Origin of the sequence: Pantoea sp. EKM20T, from assembly GCF_011800485.1 — a bacterium.
GTDB lineage: Bacteria > Pseudomonadota > Gammaproteobacteria > Enterobacterales > Enterobacteriaceae > Pantoea > Pantoea agglomerans.
Genome location: NZ_JAALFW010000009.1, coordinates 160,164 through 176,316, shown reverse-complemented (window position 1 = coordinate 176,316; position 16,153 = coordinate 160,164). Strand labels below are relative to the sequence as shown.

Annotated in this window: 15 protein-coding genes; 6 read left to right on the top strand and 9 right to left on the bottom strand. The window is 57.0% G+C overall.

Going from position 1 to position 16,153, the window contains the following annotated elements; translation table 11 throughout:
* Positions 1-112: 112 nt before the first annotated feature.
* A complete protein-coding gene (gene acrD, locus HFD94_RS16510; protein WP_022624153.1) occupies positions 113-3,229 on the top strand; it encodes a multidrug efflux RND transporter permease AcrD in 3,117 nt (1,038 codons plus the stop codon).
* Between the two features lie 104 nt (positions 3,230-3,333).
* Here acrD and HFD94_RS16505 read toward each other — a convergent pair whose 3' ends face one another.
* Positions 3,334-3,525 carry a hypothetical protein gene (locus tag HFD94_RS16505; protein ID WP_010259981.1) on the bottom strand — a complete coding sequence of 64 codons (192 nt, stop codon included), beginning with the start codon at positions 3,523-3,525 and terminating at the stop codon, positions 3,334-3,336.
* A 284-nt stretch (positions 3,526-3,809) separates the two neighbouring features.
* Between HFD94_RS16505 and HFD94_RS16500 the strand changes: the two genes are divergently transcribed.
* The 3 genes from HFD94_RS16500 to HFD94_RS16490 are packed head-to-tail and all read left to right on the top strand — an operon-like array spanning position 3,810 to position 5,518.
* Complete coding sequence (locus HFD94_RS16500) at positions 3,810-4,178, top strand: ArsC family reductase (protein WP_010671352.1); 369 nt, start codon at positions 3,810-3,812, stop codon at positions 4,176-4,178.
* Between the two features lies 1 nt (position 4,179).
* On the top strand, positions 4,180-5,307 hold the full coding sequence (gene dapE / locus HFD94_RS16495; protein WP_010671351.1) for a succinyl-diaminopimelate desuccinylase: 1,128 nt from the start codon (positions 4,180-4,182) through the stop codon (positions 5,305-5,307).
* 22 nt (positions 5,308-5,329) lie between these two features.
* Positions 5,330-5,518, top strand: coding sequence for a YpfN family protein (locus tag HFD94_RS16490; RefSeq protein ID WP_003848800.1), 189 nt, complete (start codon positions 5,330-5,332; stop codon positions 5,516-5,518).
* A gap of 93 nt (positions 5,519-5,611) precedes the next feature.
* Here the strand turns inward: HFD94_RS16490 and ypfH are convergent, their stop codons facing one another.
* The 6 genes from ypfH to dapA all read right to left on the bottom strand — a co-directional run bounded on the left by ypfH (position 5,612) and on the right by dapA (position 12,146).
* A complete protein-coding gene (gene ypfH / locus HFD94_RS16485) occupies positions 5,612-6,292 on the bottom strand; it encodes an esterase (protein ID WP_022624149.1) in 681 nt (226 codons plus the stop codon).
* 73 nt (positions 6,293-6,365) lie between these two features.
* Positions 6,366-8,366, bottom strand: a complete 2,001-nt coding sequence (locus HFD94_RS16480; protein ID WP_167433300.1) for a tRNA(Met) cytidine acetyltransferase TmcA — start codon at positions 8,364-8,366, stop codon at positions 6,366-6,368.
* On the bottom strand, positions 8,366-9,232 hold the full coding sequence (locus tag HFD94_RS16475) for a neutral zinc metallopeptidase (protein ID WP_033778684.1): 867 nt from the start codon (positions 9,230-9,232) through the stop codon (positions 8,366-8,368). The genes HFD94_RS16480 and HFD94_RS16475 overlap by 1 nt, the downstream gene beginning before the upstream one ends.
* Positions 9,233-9,362: 130 nt before the next feature.
* Complete coding sequence (gene purC / locus HFD94_RS16470) at positions 9,363-10,076, bottom strand: phosphoribosylaminoimidazolesuccinocarboxamide synthase (protein ID WP_010260002.1); 714 nt, start codon at positions 10,074-10,076, stop codon at positions 9,363-9,365.
* 145 nt (positions 10,077-10,221) lie between these two features.
* Positions 10,222-11,253 carry an outer membrane protein assembly factor BamC gene (gene bamC, locus HFD94_RS16465; protein WP_010260005.1) on the bottom strand — a complete coding sequence of 344 codons (1,032 nt, stop codon included), beginning with the start codon at positions 11,251-11,253 and terminating at the stop codon, positions 10,222-10,224.
* A gap of 14 nt (positions 11,254-11,267) precedes the next feature.
* On the bottom strand, positions 11,268-12,146 hold the full coding sequence (gene dapA / locus HFD94_RS16460) for a 4-hydroxy-tetrahydrodipicolinate synthase (protein WP_010260008.1): 879 nt from the start codon (positions 12,144-12,146) through the stop codon (positions 11,268-11,270).
* A 143-nt stretch (positions 12,147-12,289) separates the two neighbouring features.
* Here dapA and HFD94_RS16455 point away from each other — a divergent pair, with 143 nt between their 5' ends.
* A complete protein-coding gene (locus HFD94_RS16455) occupies positions 12,290-12,871 on the top strand; it encodes a glycine cleavage system transcriptional repressor (protein WP_010260011.1) in 582 nt (193 codons plus the stop codon).
* 157 nt (positions 12,872-13,028) lie between these two features.
* Positions 13,029-13,496 (top strand): thioredoxin-dependent thiol peroxidase, encoded by a 468-nt coding sequence (gene bcp / locus HFD94_RS16450; RefSeq protein WP_010260016.1) that lies wholly within the window; start codon positions 13,029-13,031, stop codon positions 13,494-13,496.
* A gap of 99 nt (positions 13,497-13,595) precedes the next feature.
* Here bcp and HFD94_RS16445 read toward each other — a convergent pair whose 3' ends face one another.
* Both HFD94_RS16445 and HFD94_RS16440 read right to left on the bottom strand, forming a co-directional pair.
* On the bottom strand, positions 13,596-15,161 hold the full coding sequence (locus tag HFD94_RS16445) for a sensor domain-containing diguanylate cyclase (protein ID WP_010260020.1): 1,566 nt from the start codon (positions 15,159-15,161) through the stop codon (positions 13,596-13,598).
* Between the two features lie 161 nt (positions 15,162-15,322).
* Positions 15,323-16,153 (bottom strand): phosphodiesterase, encoded by an 831-nt coding sequence (locus tag HFD94_RS16440; RefSeq protein ID WP_060680718.1) that lies wholly within the window; start codon positions 16,151-16,153, stop codon positions 15,323-15,325.

The window sequence follows — 16,153 nt, the reverse complement described above, 5'->3', positions numbered from 1 at the left end:
GTAGAGTAAACGGCGGCGGAGAAACGTGGCAAAGACCCGCCGAGTTTCCTGCCAGAGCGCCCGTTGCTGGTGGGCCTGACCAACGATAAAAGTAGTGAGGAGTGTCGATTTAATGTCGAATTTCTTTATCGACCGCCCTATCTTTGCCTGGGTTCTGGCGATTCTGCTGTGCCTGTGTGGCACGCTTTCGATTATTTCGCTGCCTATTGAACAGTACCCCGATCTGGCACCGCCCAACGTGCGCATCACCGCTAACTATCCGGGCGCATCCGCCCAGACGCTGGAAAACACCGTTACCCAGGTGATCGAGCAGAACATGACCGGCATCGATAATCTGATGTACATGTCCTCTAACAGCAGCAACACCGGCCAGGCACAGATCACCCTCACCTTTACCGCCGGGACCAATCCCGATGAAGCCCGTCAGCAGGTACAGAACCAGCTGCAATCCGCACTGCGCAAATTGCCACAGGCGGTGCAGTCGCAGGGTGTGACCGTCAATAAAACCGGTGACAGTAATATTCTGATGGTGGCATTCGTTTCAACCGACGGTAGCATGGATAAGCAGGATATTTCAGACTATGTCGCCAGTAATATTCAGGATCCGCTAAGCCGTATTGATGGCGTCGGCCAGGTTGACGCTTACGGCTCGCAATATGCGATGCGTATCTGGCTCGATCCCAATAAACTGATCGCCTATTCGCTGACCACGGAAGATGTGGTCAGTGCGATCCAGTCGCAGAACACCCAGGTTGCCGTGGGTCAGGTGGGTGGCCTGCCGTCGGTAGAGAAACAGGCGCTTAACGCCACGGTCAACGCCCAGTCGATGCTGCAGACCCCTGAGCAGTTCCGGGCGATTACCCTGAAGAACAATCCCGATGGTTCGGTGGTGACGCTGGGCGATGTCGCCAGCGTGGCGCTGGGCGCTGAGAAGTATGATTATCTGAGTCGTTACAACGGCCAGCCCGCGTCAGGCCTGGGGGTGAAGCTGGCATCCGGTGCCAACGAGATGAACACCGATAAGCTGGTGCGGGCGCGCATTGAGGAGCTGTCCCACTACTTCCCGCACGGTCTGGAAGCAAAAATCGCCTATGAAACCTCCCCTTTCGTTAAAGCGTCAATCACCGATGTGGTGAAGACGTTGCTGGAGGCGATTGTGCTGGTATTTGGCGTGATGTACCTGTTTATGCAGAACTTCCGTGCCACCTTAATTCCTACTATTGCAGTGCCGGTGGTGCTGTTCGGCACCTTCAGCGTGCTCTATGCCTGCGGGTTCAGCATCAATACCCTGACCATGTTTGCCATGGTGCTGGCAATCGGGCTGCTGGTGGATGATGCCATCGTGGTGGTGGAAAACGTTGAACGTATCATGCATGAAGAGGGACTCTCGCCGCGTGCCGCCACCCGAAAATCGATGGGCCAGATTCAGGGCGCGCTGGTGGGCATCGCGCTGGTGCTCTCTGCGGTGTTTGTGCCGATGGCGTTTTTCGGCGGCACCGTCGGCGCCATCTACCGTCAGTTCTCAATTACCATTGTGTCGGCGATGGTGCTGTCGGTGCTGGTGGCGATGATCCTGACACCGGCGCTCTGTGCCACGCTGCTCAAACCCGTGGCGCAGGGCGAGCAGCCTGAGCGTCGCGGCTTCTTCGGCTGGTTCAATCGTCACTTTAATCGCAATGCTGACCGCTACGAGCGCGGGGTCGCGAGTATCCTGCGCAAGGGCGGTCGCTGGCTACTGCTCTATCTCGGCATCATCGGCCTGATGGCCTTTCTGTTTCTGCGTCTGCCGACGTCGTTTCTGCCGCTGGAAGATCGCGGCGTATTCCTGACGCAGGTTCAGCTTCCGGCAGGCGCGACGCTCGAGCAAACTGCCAGCGTCGTCGCCAAAGTTGAAAACTATTATCTCACCGAGGAGAAGGCCAACGTGCTGTCGGTCTTCTCCACCATCGGCGCAGGTCCGGGAGGCAATGGACAAAACGTGGCGCGTCTGTTTGTGCGGCTGAAAGACTGGGAAGCGCGGCCCGGTGCCGATCGCACCTCGTTCGCGATTATCGATCGCGCGACGAAGGCATTCCAGAAGATCAAAGAGGGCCGGGTGATTGCCAGCAGCCCGCCAGCCATCACCGGCATGGGCAGCAGCTCCGGCTTTGACCTGCAACTGCAGGATCACGCGGGCGTCGGTCATACCCAACTGATGGCGATGCGTGACAAACTGCTGGAGATGGCGGGCAATGACAACGCGCTGTCGCGGGTACGACACAATGGACTGGATGACAGCCCGCAGCTGCAGATCGATGTTGATGCACGTAAAGCGCAGGCGCTGGGCGTGTCGCTGGATACCATCAACGACACCCTGACCACCGCGTGGGGCTCCAGCTACGTGAATGACTTCCTGGATCGTGGCCGGGTGAAGAAGGTCTATGTGCAGGCTGCCGCTGAATTCCGCATGCTGCCAGACGACATCAACAAATGGTACGTGCGCAATAGCAGCGGCAAAATGGTGCCCTTCTCCGCGTTTGCCACCAGCCGCTGGGAGACCGGTTCCCCACGTCTTGAACGCTACAACGGCTATTCATCGCTGGAGATTGTCGGCGAAGCGGCCAGTGGCGTCAGCAGTGGCACGGCGATGGATGAGATGGAAAAACTGGTTAATGCCCTGCCCCTGGGCGTCGGGTTCCAGTGGACCGGTGCCTCTTATCAGGAGCGGCTCTCCGGTTCGCAGGCGCCGGCACTTTATGCGATTTCGCTGCTGGTGGTCTTTCTCTGCCTTGCCGCGCTGTATGAAAGCTGGTCGATCCCGTTCTCGGTGATGCTGGTAGTGCCGCTGGGCGTGGTCGGGGCGCTAATCGCCACCTGGATGCGTGGGCTGGAAAATGACGTCTATTTCCAGGTTGGCCTGCTGACGGTAGTGGGGTTATCCGCCAAAAACGCCATCCTGATTGTAGAATTTGCTAATGAGATCAACAGCCGTGGACGCGAGCTGGTGGAATCTACGCTGGAGGCATCGCGTCAGCGCCTGCGGCCGATTCTGATGACCTCGCTGGCCTTTATCTTTGGTGTACTGCCCATGGCGATCAGCAGCGGAGCGGGCTCCGGCAGCCAGCATGCCGTGGGAACCGGTGTGATGGGCGGAATGATCTCTGCCACACTGCTGGCGATCTTTTTTGTGCCGCTGTTCTTTGTGCTGGTACGCCGCCGCTTCCCGCTCAAAGAGAAGCCGCTCGACTAAGTAGAGGCGCAAATAAAAAGCGGTCACTGATATCAGTGGCCGCCTTATTTCTGTGTGTGGTAAGAATTCCAGCAAGCGGGATTAACCTGCTTTTTCTTCGCGCGTTACTTGTTGCGTAACATCGCTTCGATAAATTCTTTCCAGGTTCCCATTTCGGTGTCAATCATAATGCCCTCTCTTATTGTGCTGGCAATGTTACGCTCTTTTTTTATACAGGTGAATACGTTTACACCTGTTATATCTATCGGCATACGCCATAAAAACATGAATGTTGCTGGTTTTGCAAGCTGACGCACACTTCAGCAACTCCTTAACCCCGTTGAAAATAATTTATTTTAAACCCAGCGGTAGACTATTTTATCAACATGGCGAAATTCCTAAGCTCTTATTGATAAGCAGGGTAATGGTTAGCTGCGAAATTGATAGCGTTTACCCGATGCCGGACGATGACCTCGCTGCCGTGCTCTGTGGCCCGATTCCCGCGCCTGTGCAGATGCCGCAACGGATCACACTATGGTAAACTCGCACTTTGGCTGCTTTTTTCAGCTTTCACTTCTCACAGGACAATAAGGATCGGGCAATGAGCACGCAGTGGGTGATGTTCGGGATTAAAAATTGCGACACCATAAAAAAAGCCCGGCGCTTTTTAACAGACGCAGGCGTTGACTATCACTTCCACGACTACCGTGCGGATGGCCTGAACGATGCCCTGCTGCAGGAGTTTATCGATGCACTGGGTTATCAGGCTCTGCTTAACACCCGGGGCACCACCTGGCGTAAATTGCCTGAGAGTGATCGCGACGCGGTTACCGATGCCAGCAGCGCCAAAGCGCTGATGCTGGCGCATCCCGCCATGATTAAGCGTCCGCTGTTGCGCGCCCCGGATGGCTCCCTGCTCGCCGGTTTCAGCGAAGCCACCTATCAGAATGCTATCCAGGAGAAGTCATAATATGTTTTGCCCGGTCATTGAGCTGACGCAGCAGCTTATTCGTCGCCCCTCTCTCAGCCCCGATGATGCCGGATGTCAGGCTCTGCTGATCGCCCGTCTTGAAGCCATTGGCTTTAAGATTGAAACGATGAACATCGACGACACCCTGAATTTCTGGGCCACCCGTGGCGAAGGTGAAACGCTGGCGTTTGCCGGTCACACCGATGTGGTGCCGCCTGGCGATGCCAGCCGCTGGATTAATCCGCCATTTGAACCCACCATCCGCGACGGCATGCTGTTTGGCCGCGGCGCGGCCGACATGAAAGGATCGCTGGCGGCAATGGTGGTGGCTGCCGAACGTTTTGTTGCAGTGCGTCCCAATCACCGAGGGCGACTCGCCTTTATGATTACCTCTGATGAAGAGGCCAGCGGGGCCAACGGCACGGTTAAAGTGGTTGAGCGGCTGATGGCGCGCCGCGAACGGCTCGACTATTGCCTGGTCGGCGAGCCCTCCAGCACGGAAGTGGTGGGTGATGTAGTGAAAAATGGCCGTCGCGGCTCAATCACCGCTAACCTGATGGTGCATGGCGTGCAGGGCCACGTCGCCTATCCGCATCTGGCGGATAACCCGGTTCACCGGGCGATGCCAGCGCTGAACGAGCTGGTCGCGACCGAGTGGGATCAGGGGAATGAGTTCTTTCCGGCGACCAGCATGCAGATTGCCAACGTCCAGGCGGGTACCGGCAGTAACAATGTGATCCCCGGCGAGCTGTTTGTGCAGTTTAACTTCCGCTTCAGCACCGAACTCACCGATGAGATGATTCGTCAGCGGGTCGCAGAGCTGCTGGATCGTCACCAGTTGCGTTACACCATTGAGTGGAAACTCTCTGGCCAGCCCTTCCTGACCACGCGCGGTAAGCTGGTTGATGCCGTCGTGAAAGCTGTAGCGCACTATAATGAAATTAAGCCGCAGCTGCTGACCACGGGCGGAACCTCCGATGGCCGCTTTATTGCCCGGATGGGTGCACAGGTGGTGGAACTGGGGCCAGTGAATGCCACCATTCATAAAATCAATGAGTGTGTGAAAGCCTCCGACCTGCAGATGCTGAGCCGGATGTACCAACGCATCATGGAACAACTGATCGCCTGACGGCGGTTTTAAGGAGCAGCAAATGGAATTTATTAAAGATTACTGGTGGATCCTGGTGATCCTGCTGATGGTTGGCGTGCTGATGAACGTTTATAAAGATCTGAAACGCATCGATCATAAAAAATTTATGGATAACAAACCTGACCTGCCGCCGCATCGTGATTTCAACGATAAATGGGATGACGACGACAACTGGCCGAAGAAGAAGTAAACGAAAAAGCCCCTGCTATGCAGGGGCTTTTTTATGGTTCTTCACAAAGTCAGCTCTCATCAGCGTTAAGATCGAGCTTGCGCAGGGGCTTTTTTACATCATCACGATAACATCATCGTCACCCGGTTTTGCGCCGCTTAACGCCTCATCAAAGTAGCGTTTTGGCACCGTATAACGCAGATGATTCAGCGCCAGCTCCATGCTGCGGTGATCGATGGCGTGTTCCAGATCGTCAACGATATCCAGGGTAACATCGCCACCGCAGGCGGTCAGCCGATGCTCCGCCTGCTGCGCATGGTGCAGCGGGACCTGCTCATCATAATCACCGTGGATCAGGTGAATGGTGGTGCGGGTACTGGCCTTCTCCGGCAGGGTAATAAACCGGCCATTAAACACCACCGCGCGGCCCGCCAGATCCGGATGCGCCTTAATCCCTTCCAGCACCATACTGCCGCCCTGCGAAAAGCCAATTAAGGCTGTCGCTTCCGGCCGCACGCTGCTCTTTTTTTGCCAGTGACGCACAGACCCAACAAACTGCGGCATGGCCGCATCAACCCGCTGCTGGACGGTCTGATCGTGCAGGTCGGTTTCGCCGAACCACTGACGACTCGCACCAGGCGAGCCGACGGACACCACCAGCGCGTCGGGAAACGTTCGGGCAAACCAGTTGCCAATCTCGCCCATTGAATCCGGGTTATCGCCAACGCCATGGTAGAGCAGAAACAGCTGTGCTGTGGTGGCAGGCTGTTGAACGATTACATATTTCAGTGTCATGTTGACCTCCTGTGTTCACTCTACGCCGCCTGGCATAAAATCATATGAGGATAATTTGAACCAGCTGGTCGAATTATTTCAACGGCAGGTGCAGCAAGGCTGCATCAACGCCCAGTGTCTGGAGGGCCGCTGCCGCCTGCTGACGCAGCGCTGCGACTAGCGCTTTGCGCCCGCTCACTCCCGCCTGCTGGGCCAGTTCGCCCAGGGCTGTGGGTGTGGCCACCGCCGCGGCCAGCAGCGGTACAGAGGCTGAACTGGCCTGCACCAGACGCTGCAACACCGGCAGGCTCGCTTCCAGTGGCCGCTGCGCCCAGGCAAAACCCGCCGCCAGACGAATATCCTGCGCGGTCAATCCGTCGTCAGTAACCTGATCAAACTGCAGTTCCAGTGCGATATGCTGGCGCAACAGCGGCCAGTCTCGCGCCAGCTGTTCTGCCGCGCGGTGCTGCAATGCCTCACCCGCAGCAGAACAGGGCAACATGGCCATCGCCGCGTAGCAGCCGCTGCTGGCTTCGCGCTGACTGCCAATCCGCACCAGGCTAAAGCCACAGGCGCGCCAGAACGCCCAGAGAGATTCAGTGTAGCCGAAGCTGACGGAGAGGTAGTCATATCCGGCTGCCGCACTGGCCGCTGCCGCAACCAGCTGCTGTCCGGTTCCCAGACGACGCCGCTCCGCCGCCACGGCAATACGGCTGATGCGCAGCGAGCGCAATGTCGCCGCCTCAGCCAGACCAGCGTGGGCTGCCAGCGACTGCGCCACCAGATTCCCGCGGGGTCGCCGGGTGCCCGCCCAGACCGCCTGTGCCAGTGCAGGTTCAAGACCGCCCTCTTCCACCAGCCAGAGCGCGCCCTGTAACGCCGGCGCGTCGCCGGCCCGCCACAGCTGCATGCCCGGAGCATCCAGCAGGCGGCGCAGATCAAGTGGCGAGGTACGATAGTGTGCACTGGTCAGCAGACGATACGCGGCCTCCAGCGCGCTGAAATCGTGGCGCTCAACATGATGAGGCGTTACAGGAGAATCGGGTGCGGTCGCGGCGGCATCGTCAAACAGCAGCGCCTGGTTCAGCCACTGCTCCAGCGGATCGAAACGCGACCAGCGCAGCGGCTCATCGAGCGTAAAATAGTGTGCATCAGGAAGCCCGGCGCAGAATTTAAGGATAAACCCGCGCCCGCTTCCTTCGTAGCCCTGTACGGTGGTGGTGAGCAATACGCGGGGATATCGACTGACCAGCGCCTGCAGCAGCGGTGCCGGGATCGCCGCCGCTTCATCCACAATCAGCCATTCCGCCTGCGGCGGCGTCTCCAGCGCCAGCAGCGCATCGGGTGCCATAAAGTGAAAAGCGTCAGCGGCGAAGGTGCTCAGCACCTCCGTTGAGGCTTTGGCCGGAGCCGTCACCAGACAATGTCCGTTCAATCGCGCCAGCATACCCGCCAGCGCCGATTTACCGCGTCCGCGGGGCGCGGTCAGCACGGCAACCCCCGATGGCAGCCTCATCAGCTGATCGAGTATCGCCTGCTGCTGCTGCGGTGCCTGACAGTGCCACTGCGGCCAGTCCGGCTGCGCCGGAAACCGGCATGGCTGATGCTGCCGCTCCAGCAGCACCTGGTCATCCGCTAATATCAGCTGTTGCAGGTGGTGAACAAAATAAGGGGTGGCGATGGGTTCAGCGACATCGGCCCAGCGCAGGCTGTCGCTGTCAGGCTGCTGCGCCCACTGTTCCCAGGGCGGCACCAGCAGTAACAGCCAGCTACCGGCGGTGAGCGTGCCAGCCAGCGCAGCGAAAGCGTCGGCATGAAAGCCCTGACGAGCGTCAAACAGAGCATGACGAAATTCACGGCCAAGCAGCGTGCGCACCGCAGCAGGCTGTTTGTGCAGGACCGGCGTTTTATACTGACCCGGCCCTTTATCCGAAGCAGAGAACAGCGGTTCCGGGCTCAACGCCAGCCAGTCGCCGGTCAGCGTTTCACGCCACGCCGCAGCCCGTAGTAAACACCAGGCCGGGTCGCCGCTGATCACCGCCAGACGACGCACACCGGCCTGCTGCATAAGCTGCGTAAGAGGCTGCAGACTCATTAGTTGCTGGCGAAGGTGTTGCACTGTCCTGGATTGCCACCATCAAACCCGCGCTTGAACCAGGTGTAGCGCTGCTCAGACGTGCCGTGGGTGAAGCTGTCCGGCACTACGCGGCCCTGACCTTTCTGCTGCAGGCGGTCATCGCCAATTGCCTCGGCGGCATTCAGCGCTTCCTGCAGATCGCCCGCTTCAAGGATATTTTCCTGCTGCATATAGTGTCCCCAGACACCGGCAAAACAGTCCGCCTGCAGTTCCATTTTGACGGAGAGCTGATTAACCTGCGTCTGGCTGGCACCCTGCTGCATTTCACGCACTTTCGGTTCAATGCCCAGTAGTTTCTGGACATGGTGGCCAACTTCATGCGCGACGACGTAGCCCTGGGCGAAGTCACCGTCCGCGCCGAGTTTGGTTTTCATCTCGTCATAAAAAGAGAGGTCGATGTAGACGGTCTGATCGGCAGGACAGTAGAACGGCCCCATGACTGACTGTCCGGTACCACAGCCGGTGCGGGTTGCGCCGCGATACATCACCAGCTTCGGCGGCACATACTGTTTGTTCATCTGCTGGAACAGTTTGCCCCAGGTATCTTCCGTGGTGGCCAGAATCACCTTCGTGAATTTCGCAGCCTCATCATCATTGGCGCTGACGCTGCGCTGTTGCTGCTGGCTGGTCGGTGCAACTTCGCCGCCTGTCAGCAGTGCGGTCAGGTCGTAACCGTAATAACCCGCGATGGCCACGACAATCAGCAGCACAATACCGCCTTTACCGCGCGGCAGACGAATCTGGCGGCCTCCGCCGCCTAAACCGGACGATTGATCGCGACGGTCTTCTACATTGTCGCTTTCGCGACGCCCTTGCCAGCGCATGCTGTGTTCCCTCAGTCATTTTTTCAGATGGCATGATTTTAGTTGTGTGAAGCAGCAATCACCAGCTTTACCCTGAAATGAAAAAAGGAGAGCCGGGGCTCTCCTTTTTCTTTCTGCGCGGCAGGCAAACTCAGTCAAGCTTCACGCCCAGCCGCTGTGCAACCGCCTCATAGGCTTCCACCACGCCGCCCAGACTCTGGCGGAAACGGTCTTTATCCATTTTATCCAGCGTCTCTTTGTCCCACAGGCGCGCACCGTCTGGCGAAAACTCATCGCCCAGCGTCACTTCGCCGTTAAACAGACCAAACTCCAGTTTGAAGTCGACCAGAATCAGGCCCGCATCGTCGAACAGTTTGCTCAGCACCTCGTTGGCTTTAAAGGTCAGCTCCTGCATCCGCGCCAGGTTCTGTTTGCTGACCCAGCCAAAGGTTTCGCAGTAGGATTCATTGACCATCGGGTCATGCTTTGCATCATCTTTCAGGAAAAGATCAAACAGCGGCGGATTGAGCACAATGCCCTCTTCCACGCCCAGACGTTTTACCAGCGAGCCTGCGGCGCGGTTACGTACCACGCACTCTACCGGCACCATCTCCAGCTTCTTCACCAGCGCTTCAGTATCTGACAGCAGCGCTTCCATCTGGGTCGGGATACCCGCTTCCTGCAACTTAGTCATGATAAAATGGTTAAACTTGTTGTTAACCATTCCCTTGCGATCAAATTGCTCGATTCGGGCGCCATCACCTGCTGACGTATCGTTGCGGAATTCGAGTATCAGCAGATCCGGGTTATCGGTGCTGTATACGGTTTTCGCTTTACCGCGATACAACTCAGCTCGCTTTTGCATCTTGTTCACTCCAGACTTGAAATAACGGGTGTTCAGCGGCCAGTGCCGCTGCGGCGATTGCCTTGACGCAATCGTTTACTTCGCCGCGCGCTATTATGCCAAAAACAAAATAAAAAGGCCGGAGAATCTCCGGCCTTGGGCAACTTTATTTGTTCAGCGCCGCCTGGAACACGGCCACCAGCGCATCGTTCTGCGACTGGGTCAGCACATGCCCTTTCGGGTCGATGAATTGCAGACTGGTGCGGTTGTCGAGATCGCCGACCTGCACTTTGTAATCACCGTTTGGTAATTCCGGATCTTTCGCACCGACTGAATCCCAGTCGCTGCTGCTCAGTGACTTGTAGGTCACCTTCATGCTGCCGGTTGAGCGGGTCGTGTCGGTCACTTCCATCCCGACGCGTTTCATTGCATCAGGCAGACGCTGCCATGCCACGTTGTATGGCGTACGCAGGATCAGCAGTGGCAGGCCGGTATCATCTGCACCGCTCTGCACATCAATGGCCCCATTCACCCGACCAGAGGCCGCGTTTTCACTCGCCGTATCAATCTTGTCCATACCGGTGCTGATGTCATTCAGCATCTGCGCGGTGTAACGCTGGATCTGCACAGGTGAGGTAATGGTTTTACCATCCTGCTGCAGCTCCAGCAGACGAACGGTTAACTGCTGCTGATAGCTCTGCGACTGCACGCTGATCTGGTAGCGACCACGATACTGCTGATCTTCATCAGCACGGTTCCACTGCACCCAGTCCGTCGTCAGCTGCTGGCCTGCGTCATTACGTGAGGCAATCGGGAATTTGTATGACTGCACCACGTTGACGACCTGCGACCAGACTGAGCCGCGGCTGTTATCAATCATCAGCGCGCCGGTATTGTTGCTGAACTGTGCGCGGGTGCCGTTCATCAGCGCCAGCGGCTGGGCTGGCGGACGGATGTCGAGCTGCTTGCCGGTGGGTGCCTGACTGGTCGTGCGCGGCACGTCGAAATCACCACGCTGCACCGGCAGGATCATTCCGGCAGGCGCTTTCAGTTCATTTAACTGACTGGCTTCAAGATAAGATTCGTCACCGCTGACCTGGCGCTTATAACGCTGATCGCTTGAACAGGCCGACAACAGCATCAGGGTAGAAAGCCCCACCACTGTGGCTACTGTTGACCGCTTTACTGAGTAATTCATTCAAACTCCCTAAATTATCGCAAACCCGCTTTCACCAGCGCCTGCTCCACTTTCGGCTGGCCGGCTGCAGTCAGTGGCGTCATTGGCAGACGCAGCGTGTCGTTAGCGATTAATCCTAGCTGTTTCGCAGCCCATTTCACCGGGATAGGATTGGGTTCACAGAAAAGCGTCTGGTGCAGATGCATCAGACGCTGATTCAGGCGGCGTGCCTCGACGAAATTGCCCTGCTGTGCGAGTTGACACAGTTCGACCATTTCGCGCGCAGCCACGTTGGCCGTCACCGAAATAACGCCTTTGCCGCCCAGTTGCATAAAGTCCAGCGCAGTCGCGTCATCGCCACTCACCAGAATGAAATCTTCATTAACCAGCTCTTGGATCTGACTAACCCGCGATAAGTTCCCGGTTGCCTCTTTGATTCCGATAATATTTTTGATTTCGGCCAGGCGGGCAACGGTTTCCGGCAGCATGTCACAACCGGTACGCGAAGGAACGTTATACAGCATCTGTGGCAGGCTGGTGCTATTCGCAATCGCTTTAAAGTGCTGGAACAGCCCTTCCTGCGTCGGACGGTTGTAATATGGGGTCACGGTCAGGCAACCCACAACGCCGGAATTTTCAAAACGCTTAGTCAGAGAGATGCCTTCAGCGGTGGCGTTTGCCCCGGTTCCGGCAATCACCGGAATACGGCCATCGGCCAGCTCCAGGGTCAGCATCACCACATCACCATGTTCTTCATGGCTCAGGGTAGCAGATTCGCCTGTGGTGCCGACGGAAACGATCGCCGCGGTGCCGCTGGCGACGTGATAATCAATCAGTTTTTTCAGACTCGACCGGCAGACATTACCGCTGTCATCCATTGGCGTAACGAGTGCAACAATACTTCCCGTAAACATTGGCGATCCCCTCGACAAACAAGTGCTTCATGGTACGTTTTACACTTAGGGAAAAGCAAGCCAGCCACGCCATTCCCGCGCTTGTCAGCAGTTTTTTTTATGTTTACCTTATGGTTATTAGCGAAAGCAGAGGAAAAGCCATTTTGCCGCAATCTCAGCCCCATCATCTGGTGATCACCGCGCTCGGTGTTGACCGTCCGGGTATCGTCAACACCATTACCCGACACGTCAGCAGCTGCGGTTGCAATATTGAAGATAGCCGTCTTGCCATGCTTGGGGATGAGTTCACCTTTATCATGCTGCTGTCGGGCAGCTGGAACGCGATCACACTGATTGAATCGACCCTGCCACTGAAAGGGGCAGAGCTGGAACTGCTGATCGTCATGAAGCGCACCAATGCCCGGCTCCGTCCGCCTATGCCCGACACCGCGTTCATTCAGGTTGAGGTGGCTGATTCGCCGCATATTATTGAACGCTTTACCGATCTTATCGATAAGCATCAGATGAATGTGGCCGAACTGGTGTCGCGCATTACACCAGCGCAACACAATTTGCCCCCTACGCTCTATATTCAAATGACCGCTCACAGTCCGACGCGAACCAGTGGCACCCCGTTTGAGCAGGCGTTTAATACCCTGTGTCAGGAGCTGAATGCTCAGGGAACGCTGCGCCTTTACAGTGTGTCAGATGCCGACAGCAGCGAATCTGTCAGCGCGGTACGCTAAGCTTTGGTCAATTAACCGGAGTTATTTCTCCACATTACTGCCACTGAAAGGTGACCGGCTATGTGGTGAAATACCCCCTGATGGTAATTTTCCCTCTGGCCGTTTCTGACCGGATGGTGTATTACCCACAGCCTGAATAAGAAAATGGAGAGATGTAATGAATCCACTGAAAGCCGGAGATACTGCACCCGCATTTAGCCTGCCCGATCAGGACGGCGAACACGTGAATCTGACCGACTTCCAGGGACAGCGCGTTCTGGTGTACTTTTACCCGAAAGCGATGACACCAGGCTGCACCGTGCAGGCGTGCGGTCTGCGTGACAACATGGATGAGTTGAAAAAAGCGGGCGTGGAAGTGCTGGGCATCAGCACCGACAAACCGGAAAAACTGTCAAAGTTTGTCGAAAAAGAGCTGCTGAACTTTACCCTGCTCTCCGATGAAAACCATGAAGTCTGCCAGGCGTTTGGCGTCTGGGGTGAAAAAACGTTTATGGGGAAAACCTATGACGGCATTCATCGCATCAGCTTCCTGATAGATGCTGAGGGCAGGATCGAAAAAGTGTTTGATAACTTCAAGACCTCGAATCACCACGACATGGTGCTGGATTACGTCAAGTCAGCCTGATGTTGAGGGGCGCGGTAGCCTTAACGCCGCGCCCTGCTTAACTTCCCCTTCCCCACCCATTTTTATCCTGCCGTTGCGAAACACTGTGAGTTAACGCGATTACGCGGCGGCCACGATAACGCAGTTGCGCCCGGCATTTTTCGCCTCATAGAGTGCCGCATCCGCCTGTTTTAAACTGCCTTCCAGCCCGACATCCTGCGAACCATTCCAGGCCGCGACGCCGATAGACAAGGTAATGCGTCCCACGTCGGTGAGCCAGGCTTCTGCAATACCCAGTCGCACGCGCTCGGCGATAATCTGCGCCTCATCCAGCGCCGTTCCCGGCAGCAGCATCAGAAACTCCTCTCCGCCGTTGCGGCACACCACATCAGACTGACGGGCGCTGGCACGCAGCGTGCTCGCCACCTGCTGAATCACCCGGTCGCCCACATCGTGGCCCCAGCTATCGTTGACGTTTTTAAAGTGATCGATATCCAGCGCCAGCACCGAGAAAGGCTGGCGTAGCGTGCGGTAGTACTCCAGTACCGCATTAAGACCACGGCGATTCAGCAACTGAGTCAGGGGGTCGGTCTGGGCTTCCGAACTCAGACGACCGATTTTGTCCTGCACCAGTCCGATGCCGGTGAGTAGCGCGCGCTTGACCTGCGCCGCCTCAAAATACCAGGCACTGATGCCGCCAATCTCTTTTGATACGCCCTGCGCATCCATACGGCTGGCTTTGCGGGCCAGCTGGAACAGTGGTCGGGCAATCAGCCGTGCCAGTCCTAACGCAACCAGCAGGGTCAGCAGTGCGAACGGCACCGAGTTCTTCAGGACTTTCATTAACAGGCCTGAAAGCGGGTTCAGCGTGACGTTAATCGGCTTCAGCGCCACCACCGTCCAGCCGGTAGTCGGCACGACGGCATAGCCCGCCAGCTGCGTCGACTCACCTGCACCCGCAAGCATCAGCGAGCCATTGGTCTGCTCGTCACGCGGACTGACGATGGCGGGCAGAACTTTACCAATCAGCTGACGATTCTGGTGATACAAGACCTCATTATTACTGTCGAGCACATAGACCGTGGTGCCATCACGGTAGAATTGTTCACCCAGTAGCGCATTCAGAATGCTTTTTTTCTTCAGATAGATCGTGCCGCCGATGTAGCCCAGATAGTCGCCATCGGGACTCCAGATTGGCCAGGAGACAAACACCAGCAGATTATTGGCTGCAGAAAGGGTCGGTTTACTGATGATCGGCTGCCGCAACGTCAGCGCTTCGCGGGAGGCGTCGCTGGTGACACGCATCCCTTTCAGCGTCAGGGATTCGGGCGAGATCGCTTTGATCGCGCCCTGCTCATCCACCACAGCAACCGAGTTGAAACTGGTAGTCTGCTCACGCAGACGATTGACTTCGCTATTCAGCAGTCCTTCATTATTAAAGTCACGGCTTAGCTGATTGGCGCTGTAGTGCAACTGTGACTGCGCCAGCTGAAAAAAGATTTCACTGGTTGAGGCCAGCTTGGCGGCATAGGCCCGGTTAGCCTCAAGCGTGGTGTCAATCAGCACCTGCCGCTGCACCCGCCAGGTGGCGTAGAGCGTATTCGCGAGCGTGATAACAATGCTGACAATCACCAGCAGGGCGATCAGATTGCGCAAGTCGGCCTTGGGCCGAAAGAGCTTTAACATGGCGTCGCCGCCCCGGAGAAGAGTGTCATGTCGTGAATGCCTGATTATTTTTTTAATGTGTGCCAGAAGCCCTGATAGCCGGGCTTAAGTCTACACTGTGTCGGCATTTTTGAGCAGCATTAAGACAAATATCACCCCGCTTAATACAGATTTAGCTGGCACTAATCGATTAACCCCTGACTATCGTAAAATGGCCAGGGTCCCGAAAAGTGGCCAATCGCGCACTGATGCGTGACCATTCCCTGCATTGGCTGCCAGCAATGGAGCAAAAAGCCGGGCGGCTCCAGAATAAAGTGAGCCGGCCCCTCCGGGTGCAGATCCAGAGCCACCTGATGCGACACGCCGGGTGCGACACAGGCCAGGGTTCCGGCAAAGCGGGTCTGCAGGCTGCGATGCAGATGACCACAAAGCACCCGCTCAACCTGCGGATGGCGGGCAATGATCGCCTCAAGTGCCTCAGGATGGCGTAACCGTTGCCGATCCATATGCGCAATGCCACAGGCAAAAGGGGGATGATGCAGCATCACCAGCGTGGGCTGATCCGCGGCCTCGCGCAGTGCCTGATCCAGCCATTGCAACTGCTGCTCATCCACCTCCCCCCACGGCTGTTGCGGTACGCTGGAGTCCAGGGCCAGCAGCCTGACGCCGCCCACACTAAGCTGCCAGTTCAGGGTTGGTCCCGCCTGCAGGTAGGTGTGATCCGGGAAGGCAGCACGCAGTGCCTCGCGATCGTCGTGATTGCCCGCCATCAGATAAAAGGGCAACTGGAGGCGCTGCAGGGCTTCCCGCAGCGTCTGATACTCTTCCGGCCTGCCAAAATCGACCAGGTCGCCGGTAATCACCACCACATCGGGGCGCGGCTGCAGCGCGTTAAGGGTATCGATAACCTGCAGTAAAGCGGCATGGGTATCGACCTGTTTATAAGAGAGACGACCAAAAGCCTTGATATGCAGATCGCTGATTTGCGCGATGACTGTGGGTTGAACAGACAC